Below are 13,805 nucleotides of genomic sequence, written 5' to 3'. Positions count from 1 at the left end.
CGAGATCGCGTCTGGTTGCGTCACCCGATCCGCGATGACACACTCCCGCAAAACAACAAGCCGGGAGCGAACATGACCACCGCACCAGACCTCGCGCAGGAAGCGCAATGGAAGCGCTGGCGTGCGATCGCCGATCTCTATCACGCCTGTTTCACCGGGCTGATCCTCACAATCGTCACGCGCCGCGGCACGGCGGATGCGGCAGAATTCGTCTTCCGCGTGTTCCGTCGCCAGCAGCAGGAGCGCTTCCTGCCGGGGCTCAAAAAGCTCGGGATCGACCATCTGCCGCCGGCGGTCGCGGCTGCGCAATACCACTATCTCTCCAACTGGATCGGCGGCGTGCATGTCGAATACATGTACGAGAGCGACACCAAGGCTTGGATCCGCTATCCGCCGCCGCGCTGGATCTGGAAGGGCACCGCGATCTGTGGCGTGCCGGGCGAAGTCTCCCGTGCCATGCTGCGCGGCTGGCACGCCAACAACGGCGTTGCGCTCGGCGATCTCAGGCTCGGCTTCGTCTGCACCAAACAGAGCGTCGACGGCCAGGACGGGCTCGAAGGCTACTACCATCTCTACGACCATCCGCTAGAACTCGACCAGCGCCTCGTGTTCGCGCGCCACCTCGAAGCACCTTTGTTCGATGCGAAGACGGCGCCCGCCTTGCCGGTCGCGAGCTGGCCAAAACCGCGGCTGGAAAAGGCCTACCGCAATTACGCGATGGAATATGTCCGCACCGCCGCGCCCGTGATGGTGCAGCTGTTCGGCCCGGAGGATGCCGGCTATCTGCTGCACCTCACCGGCAAGCTGATCGGCATGCAATATTTCGACGAGGTCGCCGCGGCGCTGGCGACGACCCGCGGCGGCGCGCGAGAATTCGCATCGTTCCTGAACGCGCTGCTCGCCGCGCAGGATGATGCGGCCGAGATGACGCAATCGGAAGGCACCTTCGAGATCCGGCAGCAGAGCTGGAAGCTGATGGACGACGTCGCCGATTATCATCGCGCCTGCGCGAAGGTGCTGGAGGGATTGCTTGAAGGGCTCACCGCAGGCTGCGGCCGGCACATCTGCGTGCAGATGCGCACCGCTGCAGGCGGCCGCCCGCCGCTGGTGTGGACGATCGAGTAATTCCACCGCTTGAAATGCGCTGCCGCAGGGCACGCCTGCATCAGGCGCAGGCGGAAGCGCCGCGCGCCGTGCTAACACGCCTCTGCCGCGCCTTTCGCGCGAACGAAGCCATTGGCACACGAAGTGATTGCTGCGCTGCAAATGGCGCCTGCGCCCGGGAGAGGACATGTCCGACATCGCCGAAATCCCGGTCGATGAGCAAGAGCGCCCGCTGCCGCCGCCGCCGCCGCCGATCAGAAGCGCCCTGACCGACGGGCCGATCCTGCGCACGCTGCTCTCGCTCGCCTGGCCGAACGTGATCGGCCTGTCGGCCGGCATCTGCGTCGTCATCGCCGAGACCTCCTATGTCGGCCGGCTCGGCGTCGAGGCGCTGGCGGCGATGGCGCTGGTGTTTCCGACGATCATTCTGACGATGACGATGTCCGGCGGCGCCATGGGCGGCGCGGTGGCCTCGGCCATCGCGCGTGCGCTCGGCGCCGGGGACCGCGAGCGCGCCGGCATCCTGGCCGTGCACGCGATGCTGATCGGCATCAGCTTCGGCCTCGTCTTCATGCTGGGCATGCTGATCTTCGGGCCGAGGCTGCTCGAAATGCTCGGCGGCCGCGGCGATGTGCTTGCGCATGCGATCGCCTACACGCAGGTGTTCTTCGGCGGCGCCGTGCTGCCCTGGCTGCTTAACACCATGGCGGGCATCTTGCGCGGCACCGGCAACATGAAGCTGCCGTCGTTCCTGATCCTCAACTCCGCGGCCTGGCAGATCGTGCTCGGCGGCACGCTCGGCCTCGGGCTCGGGCCAGTGCCGCAGTTCGGCATGCGCGGCGTCGCCGCCGGCGCGCTGATCGCCTACACCATGAACATCGGCATCATGAGCTGGTACCTGTTCTCCGGCCGCGCGCGGATCACACTGAAGCTGCGCGGCCTGCGCATCCAATGGGCGATGTTCTTCGACATCCTTAAGGTCGGCGCCATCGCCTGCTTCTCGCCGCTGCAATCGGTGCTGACGATCTCGATCTTCACCCACATGCTGGCGCAGTTCGGCACTGCGATCCTCGCCGGCTACGGCGTCGGCGCGCGGCTCGAATTCCTGCTGACCTCGATCGCATTCTCGTTCGGCATCGCCTGCGTGCCGATGGTCGGGATGGCGATCGGCGCCGGCCGCATCGCGCGCGCCCGGCGCGTCGCCTGGACCGCCAGTGTTGCCGCTTTCGTGGCGGTCGGCGCGCCGGCGTGCCTCGTTGCGATCTTCCCCGATCTCTGGGTCAACATGTTCACCGACAGCGTGGCGGTGCGCGCGGCGAGCCATCAATATCTCTCGACGGTCGGGCCGTTCTACGCCTTCTTCGGTCTTGCGACGACGATGTATTTCTCCTCGCAAGGCGCGGCCAAGGTGATCGGCCCGGTGCTGGCGCAGACCGCGCGGCTGATCTACATCGCCGGAATCGGCTGGTGGCTGTCGAGGCACGGCGCCAGCGCGCAGAGCTTCTTCTGGCTCGCCGCGAGCTCGATGGTTGTGCTCGGCCTCTTGTCGTGCTCCAGCGTCGTGCTGACACGCTGGGGACCGCGCGAGACGAAGCCTGCGATCAAGCCGGCGCTTTCGGCTGCCGACTAGCGACGCTTGTGGCGGCGATGGCCGCCCCCGGTATTTGCGAGCCGCATCAATTGCGGAATCATCGCCATCATGTCGCTGCCGCCGCTGCCGCCGAGCATGCCCATGATGTCGCCGCCGCCCATGCTGCCGATCCCGACCGGCATGGTGCCGCCGCCCATCGGCGCGTAGCCGCCATAGCTCGGTGCACTGAATCCGCCGCCGAAATTGCCGCCGCCGCCCATCAAGCCGCCGAGCCCGCCGCCGCCGTTCTCCATCATGCGGCTCATCATCGGGCCCATGGTCTGCATCAGCATGGCGAAGCGGCGCTTGCCCATCTTCGCCTTCATCATCTCCAGCATCGGCGCCATCTGGGTCATCATGTCCTCTCCGCCGGCGCCGCCGCCGCCGAGGAATTGCGCCTTTGCCGGCACGCTCGAGATCGAAAACAGCAGCAGCACCGCGGCTGCCTGGCAGATCACCTTGTCCGCACCTCTCATGGCATGCTCCTCGCGTGCGTGGCCGCCGGGAGAGCAGAGCCAACCGTACGCACGCGGCCATGGTTATGGCCGGCGAGGACGGAGCACTGTGAGAAAACTCACAGTGAACGATCAGGCAGCCGCGGGCGGAAACGCCTTGTGCATGGCGGCCACCGCCTCCTTGGTTTGCCCCTGGACGTAAGGCGCGAGCTCGTTCGGCAGCATGTCGATGATCCAGACGAGGCGGCAGCTCGTCTCGCCCTCGGCAATGACCTGCACCGAGGCACTGTAATGCCTCAGCCGCTCGTTGCTGATGGCATAGACGAGGCGCCGCCGCGCATCGTCGCAGTCGACCAGCACTTCGCGCGCGACCGAGCCGTTGGCGAAGGTGACAATGCGCGCATCGCCGTCGAGCGTGCACGCCGTGACGAAGCCCGGCACCAGCCGCCGATGCAGCGCGCCGAAATCACGCACTGCGCCCCAGACGTCGCGCGCGGGGGCGGGGAGGGAGATGTCGTGTGGATGGAGGCCATGAAGGTATCCTTGATTGCGATAAGTGGTGCCACAGATGCCGTCATTGCGAGCGCAGCGAAGCAATCCAGAACTGTATCCGCGGAAGCAGTCTGGATTGCTCCGTCGCAAGAGCTCCTCGCAATGACGGAGCGAGTGGCTAGCGCTCACACACAAACCGCCTCGACATTGTTGCCATCAGGGTCGATCAGGAACGCCGCGTAATAGGTTGGGCTGTAATCCTTCCGCGGGCCGGCGCCGCCATTGTCGCGGCCGCCGCACTTGAGGCCTTCGCTGTGAAACGCCTTGACCGCGTCATGATCCCCGGCGCGGAAGGCGATGTGGACGCCGTCGGCCTTGCGGCCCTTGTTCAGGTGCAGCCACAGCGCCGGCTCGCCCTTCGGCCCGAAGCCGGCATAGCCGTCGCCGCTCGAGCACAGGACAAAACCGAGCGGCGCCAGCACCGCGCTGTAGAAGCGCGTGGCGGCGTCGAGGTCGGCAACGCGCAATCCGATGTGGTCGTACATGTTCGTCTCCATTGCGAAGAAGCGTGCCGCGAAGGACACGCGCCGGAGACGACCCTAGTCAGTTGAGGGCAAGCTGCTCTTGGAGAATCTTGCGCTCCCCCTTCGACGCCTGCCGGAACTTGGTCGGCGACACGCCGGCGGCGCGATGGAAGGTGCGGACGAAATTGGAGAGATCGCCGAAGCCGACGTCATAGGCGATGTCGGTGACGGGGATGTCGTCGTCAGCGAGCAGCCGTGCCGCGTGGCGCAGCCGCGAGCGCACGAGATATTGATGCGGGGTGACGCCGAGCACGGCCGAGAACAGCCGCAGGAAATGAAACGGGCTCAATCCCGCCTGCTTGGCTGCCTGCTCGAGGTCGAGCTCGGCATGCGAGTTGTCGTCGATCCACAGCGCCGCCTCCACCGCGCGGCGGCGGTCGCGTGCGGTGGGGGTGGCCGGCTTGCGCGCTTTGCCCGAGACGGCGTCGACAAAACGGCCGCCCAGGATTTGGCCGATCTCGTCGAGACCGAGATCGCTGTTGCCATCTGCTGCCGTCTGGGCCAGCTCGCCCAGCACCATCAGCTCGGGCAGCGGCGGCGTCGCGCCGATCTGCCAGACCTCGCTCCGTCCGCCGAGGGCGTCGACCAAATCCTCACTGAAGAAGAAGCCGAGGCAGACGTCGCCGGACACGTGCTCATGCGTGCAGGTGTATTCCTCGCCGGGGGCGCCGATCAGCATCGAGCCCGCCACCAGCTCGAAGAAGCCGGCGCGGCAATGGCAGCCGAAGCTGCCGGAGCGGACATAGGCGATGGAATGGCCGGTGCGGCATTCCGCAAACGGCCTGTCGTCCGGGCCCGCATCGCAGCGAAACTCGGATGCCGTGATCGAGGGCGTCGTCAGCAACGTGGTGGCGTGCATCCCGCGTATTTAGGTAGGCGCCCGCGGCGGAGCAACCGGCAGCAGCACCTCGAATAGCGTCTTGCTGGCGATGGGGTGGGCGCCTTCGAGCGCCAGCAGCCGCCGCTTGGAGATCACGCCGCCATGGGGCGAGAGCCTGTCGGTGTAATTGCCAGCCTCCAGCACCCGGTGGCAGGGCACGATCAGCATGAAGGGATTTTTCGCAATCGCCTGCGCCACGGAATAGGACGCGCCGGAGGCGCCCAGCGCCCGGGCGACCTCGTGATAGGTGCGCGTCTCCCCGCGCGGAATGCTGCAGGCGTACTCGTAGACGCGCCGGTCGAAGCCGGGCACCCCGCCGGCGTCCAGGCTGACCTCGGAAAAATCGGGATCGTGACCTTGCAGCAGGCCCGTGATGCCCTCGATCGCCAGCTCGGCGTTCTCGGACGGGCGCTGCTCCCGCGCCTCGGGATGGACCTGGAAAATCCGGCGGCGGGTGTCGATCTCCCGCGCCTCCGGCAATTGCACGGCGACCACGCCGGTGCCGCTCCAGATGATGCCGCAACGGCCTATGGCCGTGTCGAATATCGCGTAAGCCCGCCCCACCATGCACACGCCCCACTCAGTGCACGTTTCTCCCCGGAAAAGCGATCATAACACCGCCACAATCCGGCGCACCTGGAATCTTATCAGGACGTTAACAACCGCCCGGCCGTTCGCGCCAAACCGCTTGGCGGCAGGCGCCGTCTCGGCTAATCAAGAGGGGCGTAAGCTGCGCATCGCGGGCGTAGTTCAATGGTAGAACGGCAGCTTCCCAAGCTGCATACGAGGGTTCGATTCCCTTCGCCCGCTCCAAGTTTTCCCCGATCGACGTTTCATTGGTGCCGGCGTGACAAACTCGCTCTCGCGAGCGGCGCAAAGATTCCAATATATTAGCTCTTCGCTCTCGGCATGCACCGCTTCCCCGGCTTAAGCTCCAGGGCGTCCGGCGGGTGAGGTCCTCGTGCCGGGCAATGTTGGGATGAAGGCCAGGACCTGCAAAGAGATGGACCAGCAAAAACTCGATCGCGCCATTGGCCGGCGCCTGAAGACGCTGCGGACGCAGGCCGGGATAACGTTGAACGAACTCGCGGCGCGCTCCGGCGTCAGCCGGGCCATGATCGGGCGGGTGGAGCGGGCGCAGAGCAGTGCGACGGCGGCGCTGCTGAACAAGCTCTGCGCCGCGCTCGACGTCACGCTCAGCGATGTCGTCGCGCTCGCCGAGAAGCCGCCGGAGCGCCTGGTGCGGCTTTCCGACCAGCCGCTCTGGCGCGATCCCGACAGCGGCTATCGCCGGCGGCACGCCTCGCCGCCGGATGCGGCCAGCGGCATCGAGATCATCGTGGTCGACCTTCCCGCCGGCGCGCGCGTCTCCTACAGCCCCTGGGGCCGCAACGCCTTCACCCAGCAGCTCCTGATGCTGGAGGGCGCGATCGCCGTGCATATCGAGGCCAAGGCGGTGCGGCTGCGCGAGGGCGATTGTCTGGATTTCGACGTGATGCGCGCCGTGATCTTCGAGAACGAAACCAAGCAGGACGCGCGCTACGTCATCATCGTCAGGCGCGGCGCGTCCTACGGCAAGATGTGAAGGCAAAGCGTGGAGACGAGCACGATGCAGATCCGTACCGGCGACACCTATGATCCGCGCGTCGTCGCGCTGCTCGATCACCACGTTGCGGCCGCGCGGGCGCAGACGGCGCCGGGCAGCGACCATGCGCTCGATCTGGCGGGCCTGCGTGCACCCGAGGTCGCGTTCTGGACCGGCTGGGACGGCGAGACGCTGGTCGCCACCGGAGCGTTGAAGACGCTGTCGACGAGCCACGGCGAGGTCAAGTCGATGCATACGCTGCAGACTGCGCGCCGGCGCGGCTATGGCGGCCAGATGCTGCGTCACATCATCACGGAGGCCCGTGGGCGCGGCATGACGCGGCTCAGCCTCGAGACCGGCTCGTGGGACTATTTCAAGCCGGCGCACGCACTCTATATGGCGCACGGTTTCGTCGCCTGCCGCCCGTTCGAGGGTTATGTCGAGGATCCCAACAGCCTGTTCCTGACGCTGGAGCTGTCGGCGCCAGGCCGCCGATAGCTACAGCATGATTCGGAAAAGTGTGAAGCGGTTTTCCGAAAAGATCATGCTCAAACAACAACCTAAAGCGCGATGACGCTTCACCCTGATCGCATCGCGCTCTAGGAGCGCGTCTCCTCGATCTTGTCGAGCACGCGCTCGGGGGCGATGTCCCGGGCCGCTTCCTGCAGGTCGCGCTCTGAGTCCGGCTTGACGTCGAGCCGCTCGGCGACCTGAGTGAGCAGGCGGGCCACCTTGGTCAGCTCGTGCTCGGCGAGCAGGCTGATCTGGAGATCGAGATCGGCGCGTTTGTCGGCCGCCGCGGTCATGCGGTTCTGCGAGATCAGCACGAAGGTGGAGAGGAAGATCGCCTCCACCGAGGCGATCATCGCCAGCATGACGAAGCTCTCGTCCCAGGCCGGAACTCCCGGAATCCAATGCAGGTTGGCGATGATCCAGAACCCGAACAAGGCGAGGTGCAGGTAGACGAAGATCATGCTGCCGGTGAAGGCCGTGATCGCGTCCGCGACCTTGTCCTGGCCGCGTGCCGCCTGCTGCTCGCGGCGCCGCCGCGCCACCAGTGCCTGGATGTTGCGCTCGAGCGTCGGGCTCAGCCCCTCGCCGGAATCATGTGTGAGGTCGTTATGCACGCCCCGGCAACGGTCCGCTCGCGGAGCCGTTCCTGGAAGAGGAAGCAAAAAGACGCTTCCCCTCACCAAAATGAGTTGCGTACCTCAAAACACCTCTGCTAGCCTTCAGCCATGGCCGAGACCCTCGCCCCGACTGTGCTGACGCTGAAGGACATCGCCCGCGAGGCGGGTGTCAGCCTCGCCACGGTCGATCGCGTGCTGCACAACCGGCCGGGGGTCCGCCCGGATACGGTCCGGCGCGTCAAGGACGCCATCGCGCGCAATTCGTTCCAGCCGCATGTGGCGGCCGCCGAGCTCGCGCGCGGCCGGGCCCGCCGCTTCGCCTTCGTGATGCCGTCGGGGCCGAACCCGTTCATGCAGCAGATCGAGGCCTATCTCGGCGAGATGGCGGCTTGGCTGTCGGCCCGCCGCCTCAATGTCGAGATGATCGCAACCGACGTGTTCGAGCCCGCCGCGCTCGCGGCCTCGCTCGAGGCGCTGTCCGGCGACTATGACGGCGTCGCCGTGGTGGCGCTGGACCATCCGAGCGTCCGCGCCGCCATCAATGACCTCGTCGATGCCGGCGCCAAGGTCGTGACGCTGGTCTCGGATGTGCCGTCGTCGCGCCGCCACCATTATGTCGGCATCGACAACATCGCCGCGGGCCGCACCGCCGGCGCGCTGGTCGGACGCTTGGTCGGCCAGAGGTCTGGCAAGGTCGCGATCATCGCGGGCTCGCAGGGCCTGCGCGACCATGCCGAGCGCATCTTCGGCTTCAACCAGGTGATGGCGAGCGAATTCCCAGATCTCAGCGTGCTGCCGGTGCTGGAAGGGCGCGACGAGGACGATCGTTCGGAGCAGCTGCTGGCGCGGCTGCTCGGCAAGCATCCCGACATCGTTGGTCTCTACAACGTCGGCGCCGGCACGCAGGGCGTCGCCAAAGCGCTGAACGGCAAGGCGTTGAACGACAAGGCCTCGGGCGCGGCCGGGCGTGACAAACAGGTGGTGTTCGTCGGGCACGACGTTACCGCGTTGACGCGCCGCTTGCTACTGCAGGGCGTGATGGATGCCGCGATCTCGCAGAACCCCGGACATGAAGCGCGCGCGGCCGTCCGCGTGCTGCTCGCGCTCGCCCGCGGCGAGCCGATCTTGAGTGAACAGGAGAAGATCCGGATCGACATTGTGATGCGGGACAATCTGCCCTAGCGGCAGGTGAACTTGGAAACGGGACCGCCGGCGGGGAAAAGCGACGCAAGATCGCGCTCCCGCGGCAGGCGAAAGGGAGGACGATTTGTATCTCGGGATCGACATCGGCACGTCCGGTGTGAAAGCGGTGCTCGTGAGCGAAGCCGGCGCGGTGACCGCGACGGCGGCGCGCGAGCTTGCGCTGTCGCACCCGGCGCCGTTGTGGTCCGAGCAGGATCCCGACGCCTGGGTCGATTCGGCCGTCGGCGCCGTCGACGATCTCGCCGCGCGCCATCCGCGTGACGTTGCGCAGGTGCGCGGCATTGGGCTGTCGGGTCAGATGCATGGCGCGACGCTGCTTGGCGAGGACGGCCGCCCGCTGCGTCCGGCCATCCTCTGGAACGACGGCCGCTCGCAGGCCGAATGCGCCGCGCTGGAGCGGCGCTGTCCCTCGCTGCACGCGATCGCCGGCAATCTCGCAATGCCCGGCTTCACCGCGCCGAAGCTGCTCTGGGTGGCGCGGCACGAGCCGAAGATCTTCGACCGCGTGGCGAAGGTGCTGCTGCCGAAGGCCTATGTCCGCTATCGCCTCACCGGCGAGATGGTCGAGGACATGTCGGACGCCGCAGGCACGCTGTGGCTCGACGTCGGTCTGCGCCGCTGGTCCGCGCTGCTGCTGCATGCCACCGGGCTCGATCTGCACCACATGCCGCGTCTGGTCGAGGGCAGTGCGGTGAGCGCGGTGCTCGCGCCTGAATACGCGCAGCGCTGGGGCATGGCGAAAAACGTGGTGGTCGCGGGCGGCGCCGGCGACAATGCGGCCAGCGCGATCGGGCTCGGCGCCATCGCGCCCGGCGATGCCTTCCTGTCGCTGGGAACGTCGGGCGTCCTGTTCCGCGTCACTGATCGCTTCGCCCCCGCCCCGGCCTCGGCGGTGCATGCCTTCTGCCACGCGCTGCCCGGCCTCTGGCACCAGATGGGCGTGATGCTGTCGGCCGCAGCCTCGCTCGCCTGGCTTGCCGGCGTGATGGAGACGCCGGCCGCGGCGCTCCTGGCACCGCTCGGCGAGCGCGTCGATGCACCAAGCCCGGTCCAGTTCCTGCCTTATCTCGACGGCGAGCGCACCCCGCACAACGATGCCGCCGCCAGCGGCGCCTTGGTCGGTCTGCGCGGCGCGACCGGGCGTTCAGAGATCGTGCAGGCGGTGCTCGAAGGCGTCGCCTTTGCCGCGCGCGACAATCTGGCGGCGCTGAGCACAGCCAGCGGGCCAATCGGCGAGGTCGATCTCGTCGGCGGCGGCTCGCGCTCGCCGCTATGGGCGCAGATCTGCGCCGACGTGCTCGGCATGCCCGTCCACCGCGTCGAGGAAGGCGAGGTCGGCGCCGCGCTCGGCGCTGCGCGGCTCGGCCGGCTCGCCGCGACCGGCGAGAACCCCGCGAACGTCTGCACGCGCCCGCGGCGGCTCGCAAGCTTCACACCCCGCCCGTCCGTCGCCGCGGCATATGACGAGGCCTATCGGCGATGGCGCGCGCTTTATCCCGCATTGAAGGAGTCTTAAGTGAACGCGCCAGCCAAATTCTTCGATGCAAGTGCACCCGTCGCCTTCGGCGGCAAGGATGCCGAAGGCGCGCCCGCCTTCCGCTGGTACGACAAGGACCGCCTGGTGCATGGCCGCCGGCTCGAGGATCACTTGCGCTTTGCGGTCTGCTATTGGCATTCGTTCTGCTGGCCGGGCGGCGATCCCTTCGGTGGCGAGACCTTCCTGCGGCCTTGGCACCACGGCACCGACGCGATGGCGATGGCCCGCGCCAAGGCCGATGCCGCCTTCGAGCTGTTCCGCCTGCTGGACGTCCCCTTCTTCACCTTCCACGACGTCGATGCGGCGCCGGAGGGCGCTTCGCTCGCCGAGTCCGTCGCCAACCTCAACGCCATCGCCGATCTGTTCGAGCAGAAGATGGCATCGAGCAAGGTTCGCCTGCTCTGGGGCACTGCGAACCTGTTCACGCACCGCCGCTACATGGCGGGCGCCGCGACCAATCCGGATCCCGACATCTTCACCTATGCCGCCGGCCAGGTTCGTGCTGCACTGGAGGTGACGCACCGGCTCGGTGGGCAGAACTACGTGCTGTGGGGCGGACGCGAGGGCTACGAGACGCTGCTCAACACCGATCTCAAGCGCGAGCTCGACCAGCTCGGCCGCTTCGTCTCGCTCGTCGTCGAGCACAAGCACAAAATAGGCTTCAAGGGCCCGCTGCTGATCGAGCCGAAGCCGAAGGAGCCGACCAAGCATCAATATGATTTCGACGTCGCCACCTGCTACGGTTTCCTTGAACGCTACGACCTGCTCAAGGACGTCAAGCTCAACATCGAGCAGAACCACGCCATTCTCGCCGGCCATTCCTTCCATCACGAGGTCGCGCTGGCCGAGGCGCTCGGCGTGTTCGGCTCGCTCGACATCAACCGCGGCGACGATCTGCTCGGCTGGGACACCGACCAGTTCGCGATGAACGTGCCGGAGCTGGCGCTGGTGTTCCACGAGATCCTGAACCGCGGCGGCTTCACCACCGGCGGGCTGAATTTCGATGCCAAGATCCGCCGCCAGTCGATCGACCCCGATGATCTCATCCATGCCCATGTCGGCTCGATGGATGCCTGTGCGCGGGCCTTCCTCGCCGCCGCCGACATGCTCGACGCCGGCACGCTGAGTGCGCCGCTCGCAAAACGCTACGAGGGATGGGCGAGCCCGGAGGGCCGCGCCATTCTCGGCGGCCAGCGTTCGCTTGCCGATCTCGCCGACCGCGCGATGTCTCCCGGCTTCGATCCGCAGCCGCGCTCGGGCCGGCAGGAATATCTGGAATCCCTGGTCAACCGCTATGTCTGAGGAAACGCCGCTGATGACGAAGACTGACGCGACACCGGTGCTCGAGCTCACCGGCATCGGCAAGGAGTTCGGCGCGATCCGCGCGCTGCACGACGTCGACATGCAGGTCTGGCCCGGGGAGGTGGTCGGCCTGATGGGCGACAACGGCGCCGGCAAGTCGACGCTGGTGAAGATCATCGCCGGCAATTTCCGCCCCACGCATGGCGAGATGCGCTTTGCCGGCAGCGCGGTGCATTTCAACCGGCCGGTCGATGCCCGCGCCGTCGGCATCGAGGTCGTCTACCAGGACCTCGCGCTCGCCGACAATCTGACGGCGGCCGCCAACGTCTTTCTCGGCCGCGAGTTGAAGCGCAGGTTCGGACCGATTGCCTTGCTCGACCACAAGGCGATGGCATCGCGCGCGCTGGAGCTATTCGGCGAGCTGCGTTCGGAGACGCGACCCGACGATCTCGTCAGGCAGATGTCGGGCGGCCAGCGCCAGGCGGTCGCCATCGCGCGCACCCGGCTCTCCAATGCGCGGCTGGTGATGATGGACGAGCCGACCGCCGCGATCTCGGTGCGCCAGGTCGAGCAGGTGCTCGGCCTGATCCACCGGCTGAAGGAGCAGGGCGTCGCCGTGATGCTGATCTCGCACCGCATGCCCGACGTGTTCGCCGTATGCGACCGCGTCGTTGTCATGCGGCGCGGCGAGAAGCGCGCCGACAAGTCGATTCACCAGACCTCCCCCGAGGAGGTCACCGCCCTCATCACCGGTGCGAAGGAGGCGGCGTGATGGCCATGCCCTTGGAATCCCCGATCAGCTTCACCAATGTCGGCAAGATCAGGTGGTGGCAGCGCGGCATCTTCGCCTCGCAGACCGGCTACGTCCTGCTCGCGCTGGCGGTGCTGCTGGTGATCATGCATTTCGCCAGCCCCTACTTCTTCACCCAGGGCAACATGCAGAACGTGGCGAAGAACTTTTCCTTCATTGCCATCGCGACGCTCGGCGTCACCTTCGTGATCATCACCGGCGGCATCGACCTGTCGGTGGGATCGATGATGTGCTTTTCCGCCATGATCACCTCGATGGTGATGACCGAGCTGTCGGCGCCTGGCTCGCCGCTGGTGCACATGGCGGCGGACGGCAAGACCGTGCTCGCCAATGTGCCGGGGCTGATCCTGCTCATCTCGATCCTCGCCGGCCTCGGCGCCGCGCTGATTTCAGGCCTCGTCAACGGCTTCTGCATCGCCGTGCTCGGCCTGTCGCCCTTCGTCACCACGCTCGGCATGCTATCGATCGTGCGCGGGCTCGGCTATGTCGTCTCCAACGGACGCGGCAGCTTCCCGGGCGGGCCGGACGCCGACTATTTCTATGCGCTCACGTCCGGTGACGTGCTCGGCGTGCCGGCGCCGTTCATCTATCTCGTGATCCTGGCGCTGACCATGGCCGTGGTGCTGCACCACACCTCGTTCGGCCGCCACGTCTTCGCGCTCGGCGGCAACGAGAAGGCGGCCGAGCTCACCGGCATTCCGGTGGTGCGGGTGAAGATCGAGGTCTACGTGATCTGCGCGCTCGCCGCGGGCCTGCAGGGCATCATCATCTCCGGCTGGCTCGGATCGGCGCCGGCCAACATGGCGATGTCCTACGAGCTCAACGTGATCGCGGCGGCCGTGATCGGCGGTGCCAATCTCGCCGGCGGCATCGGCGGCCCGCTCGGGGCCATCGTCGGCTGCGTGCTGCTGGAGGTGATCCGCAACGGCCTCGTGCTGGCCCAGGTCAGCTCGTACTGGCAGCAGACGCTGGTCGGCGTGATCATCATTCTGGCTGTGCTGGTCGACCGCGTCCGCTCGCGGATGACCTGACATGACGACATCTCGGGAAGGCAAGGAAAACGCCGCCTATCCGCTTCCCGGGGGCTTTCGA

Annotated in this window: 14 protein-coding genes, 1 tRNA gene and 1 pseudogene; 10 read left to right on the top strand and 6 right to left on the bottom strand. The window is 67.0% G+C overall.

Features of this window, described 5'->3' with window-relative positions; all coding sequences use genetic code 11:
- Nucleotides 1–72: 72 nt before the first annotated feature.
- Both ACM43_RS34825 and ACM43_RS34820 read left to right on the top strand, forming a co-directional pair.
- Entirely contained in the window at nucleotides 73–1,125 is a 1,053-nt protein-coding gene (locus ACM43_RS34825) for a hypothetical protein (RefSeq protein ID WP_271546327.1), read from the top strand.
- 166 nt (nucleotides 1,126–1,291) lie between these two features.
- On the top strand, nucleotides 1,292–2,734 hold the full coding sequence (locus ACM43_RS34820; RefSeq protein ID WP_271546325.1) for an MATE family efflux transporter: 1,443 nt from the start codon (nucleotides 1,292–1,294) through the stop codon (nucleotides 2,732–2,734).
- Here the strand turns inward: ACM43_RS34820 and ACM43_RS34815 are convergent.
- The 5 genes and pseudogenes from ACM43_RS34815 to ACM43_RS34795 all read right to left on the bottom strand — a co-directional run bounded on the left by ACM43_RS34815 (nucleotide 2,731) and on the right by ACM43_RS34795 (nucleotide 5,712).
- Complete coding sequence (locus ACM43_RS34815; protein ID WP_271546323.1) at nucleotides 2,731–3,210, bottom strand: hypothetical protein; 480 nt, start codon at nucleotides 3,208–3,210, stop codon at nucleotides 2,731–2,733. The genes ACM43_RS34820 and ACM43_RS34815 overlap by 4 nt on opposite strands.
- A gap of 111 nt (nucleotides 3,211–3,321) precedes the next feature.
- Nucleotides 3,322–3,722 (bottom strand): annotated as a pseudogene (locus ACM43_RS34810) (SRPBCC family protein).
- Between the two features lie 144 nt (nucleotides 3,723–3,866).
- Nucleotides 3,867–4,226: a VOC family protein gene (locus ACM43_RS34805; RefSeq protein ID WP_198399887.1), complete on the bottom strand. Its 360-nt coding sequence runs from the start codon at nucleotides 4,224–4,226 to the stop codon at nucleotides 3,867–3,869.
- A gap of 58 nt (nucleotides 4,227–4,284) precedes the next feature.
- On the bottom strand, nucleotides 4,285–5,124 hold the full coding sequence (locus ACM43_RS34800) for a helix-turn-helix domain-containing protein (RefSeq protein WP_271546321.1): 840 nt from the start codon (nucleotides 5,122–5,124) through the stop codon (nucleotides 4,285–4,287).
- Nucleotides 5,125–5,133: 9 nt separating this feature from the next.
- On the bottom strand, nucleotides 5,134–5,712 hold the full coding sequence (locus ACM43_RS34795; RefSeq protein WP_271546319.1) for a methylated-DNA--[protein]-cysteine S-methyltransferase: 579 nt from the start codon (nucleotides 5,710–5,712) through the stop codon (nucleotides 5,134–5,136).
- Nucleotides 5,713–5,884: 172 nt separating this feature from the next.
- On the opposite strand from ACM43_RS34795, the gene ACM43_RS34790 reads away from it, so the two are divergent.
- The 3 genes from ACM43_RS34790 (at nucleotide 5,885) to ACM43_RS34780 (ending at nucleotide 7,228) form a co-directional block, all read left to right on the top strand.
- Nucleotides 5,885–5,958 (top strand) — tRNA-Gly (locus ACM43_RS34790).
- Nucleotides 5,959–6,148: 190 nt separating this feature from the next.
- Complete coding sequence (locus ACM43_RS34785; RefSeq protein WP_271546317.1) at nucleotides 6,149–6,730, top strand: helix-turn-helix domain-containing protein; 582 nt, start codon at nucleotides 6,149–6,151, stop codon at nucleotides 6,728–6,730.
- A 24-nt stretch (nucleotides 6,731–6,754) separates the two neighbouring features.
- Nucleotides 6,755–7,228 (top strand): GNAT family N-acetyltransferase, encoded by a 474-nt coding sequence (locus ACM43_RS34780; protein ID WP_271546315.1) that lies wholly within the window; start codon nucleotides 6,755–6,757, stop codon nucleotides 7,226–7,228.
- Nucleotides 7,229–7,329: 101 nt separating this feature from the next.
- On the opposite strand, the gene ACM43_RS34775 is transcribed toward ACM43_RS34780, so the two are convergent.
- Nucleotides 7,330–7,857 (bottom strand): DUF1003 domain-containing protein, encoded by a 528-nt coding sequence (locus ACM43_RS34775; RefSeq protein ID WP_271546313.1) that lies wholly within the window; start codon nucleotides 7,855–7,857, stop codon nucleotides 7,330–7,332.
- Between the two features lie 111 nt (nucleotides 7,858–7,968).
- Between ACM43_RS34775 and ACM43_RS34770 the strand changes: the two genes are divergently transcribed.
- The 5 genes from ACM43_RS34770 (at nucleotide 7,969) to ACM43_RS34750 (ending at nucleotide 13,744) form a co-directional block, all read left to right on the top strand.
- Complete coding sequence (locus ACM43_RS34770) at nucleotides 7,969–9,042, top strand: LacI family DNA-binding transcriptional regulator (RefSeq protein ID WP_271546311.1); 1,074 nt, start codon at nucleotides 7,969–7,971, stop codon at nucleotides 9,040–9,042.
- Between the two features lie 85 nt (nucleotides 9,043–9,127).
- Nucleotides 9,128–10,579, top strand: coding sequence for a xylulokinase (gene xylB, locus ACM43_RS34765; RefSeq protein WP_271546309.1), 1,452 nt, complete (start codon nucleotides 9,128–9,130; stop codon nucleotides 10,577–10,579).
- A complete protein-coding gene (gene xylA, locus ACM43_RS34760) occupies nucleotides 10,580–11,902 on the top strand; it encodes a xylose isomerase (RefSeq protein ID WP_271546307.1) in 1,323 nt (440 codons plus the stop codon).
- A 13-nt stretch (nucleotides 11,903–11,915) separates the two neighbouring features.
- Nucleotides 11,916–12,674: an ATP-binding cassette domain-containing protein gene (locus tag ACM43_RS34755; protein ID WP_109145592.1), complete on the top strand. Its 759-nt coding sequence runs from the start codon at nucleotides 11,916–11,918 to the stop codon at nucleotides 12,672–12,674.
- Nucleotides 12,674–13,744 carry an ABC transporter permease gene (locus ACM43_RS34750; RefSeq protein WP_271546304.1) on the top strand — a complete coding sequence of 357 codons (1,071 nt, stop codon included), beginning with the start codon at nucleotides 12,674–12,676 and terminating at the stop codon, nucleotides 13,742–13,744. The genes ACM43_RS34755 and ACM43_RS34750 overlap by 1 nt, the downstream gene beginning before the upstream one ends.
- Nucleotides 13,745–13,805 lie beyond the last annotated feature (61 nt).

The sequence above is a fragment of the Bradyrhizobium sp. CCBAU 45321 genome (assembly GCF_028128975.1).
Lineage (GTDB): Bacteria > Pseudomonadota > Alphaproteobacteria > Rhizobiales > Xanthobacteraceae > Bradyrhizobium > Bradyrhizobium yuanmingense.
The sequence above is the reverse complement of the archived record's forward strand: the minus strand, read 5'-3'. Positions and strand labels throughout refer to the sequence as shown.

Coding starts and splice junctions, on each gene's coding strand:
- ACM43_RS34780 (WP_271546315.1), top strand. CDS start 6,755: ATGCAGATCCGTACCGGCGACACCTATGATCCGCGCGTCGTCGCGCTG.
- ACM43_RS34825 (WP_271546327.1), top strand. CDS start 73: ATGACCACCGCACCAGACCTCGCGCAGGAAGCGCAATGGAAGCGCTGG.
- ACM43_RS34820 (WP_271546325.1), top strand. CDS start 1,292: ATGTCCGACATCGCCGAAATCCCGGTCGATGAGCAAGAGCGCCCGCTG.
- ACM43_RS34755 (WP_109145592.1), top strand. CDS start 11,916: ATGACGAAGACTGACGCGACACCGGTGCTCGAGCTCACCGGCATCGGC.
- ACM43_RS34805 (WP_198399887.1), bottom strand. CDS start 4,226: ATGTACGACCACATCGGATTGCGCGTTGCCGACCTCGACGCCGCCACG.
- ACM43_RS34795 (WP_271546319.1), bottom strand. CDS start 5,712: ATGGTGGGGCGGGCTTACGCGATATTCGACACGGCCATAGGCCGTTGC.
- ACM43_RS34800 (WP_271546321.1), bottom strand. CDS start 5,124: ATGCACGCCACCACGTTGCTGACGACGCCCTCGATCACGGCATCCGAG.
- ACM43_RS34815 (WP_271546323.1), bottom strand. CDS start 3,210: ATGAGAGGTGCGGACAAGGTGATCTGCCAGGCAGCCGCGGTGCTGCTG.
- ACM43_RS34770 (WP_271546311.1), top strand. CDS start 7,969: ATGGCCGAGACCCTCGCCCCGACTGTGCTGACGCTGAAGGACATCGCC.
- ACM43_RS34750 (WP_271546304.1), top strand. CDS start 12,674: ATGGCCATGCCCTTGGAATCCCCGATCAGCTTCACCAATGTCGGCAAG.
- ACM43_RS34785 (WP_271546317.1), top strand. CDS start 6,149: ATGGACCAGCAAAAACTCGATCGCGCCATTGGCCGGCGCCTGAAGACG.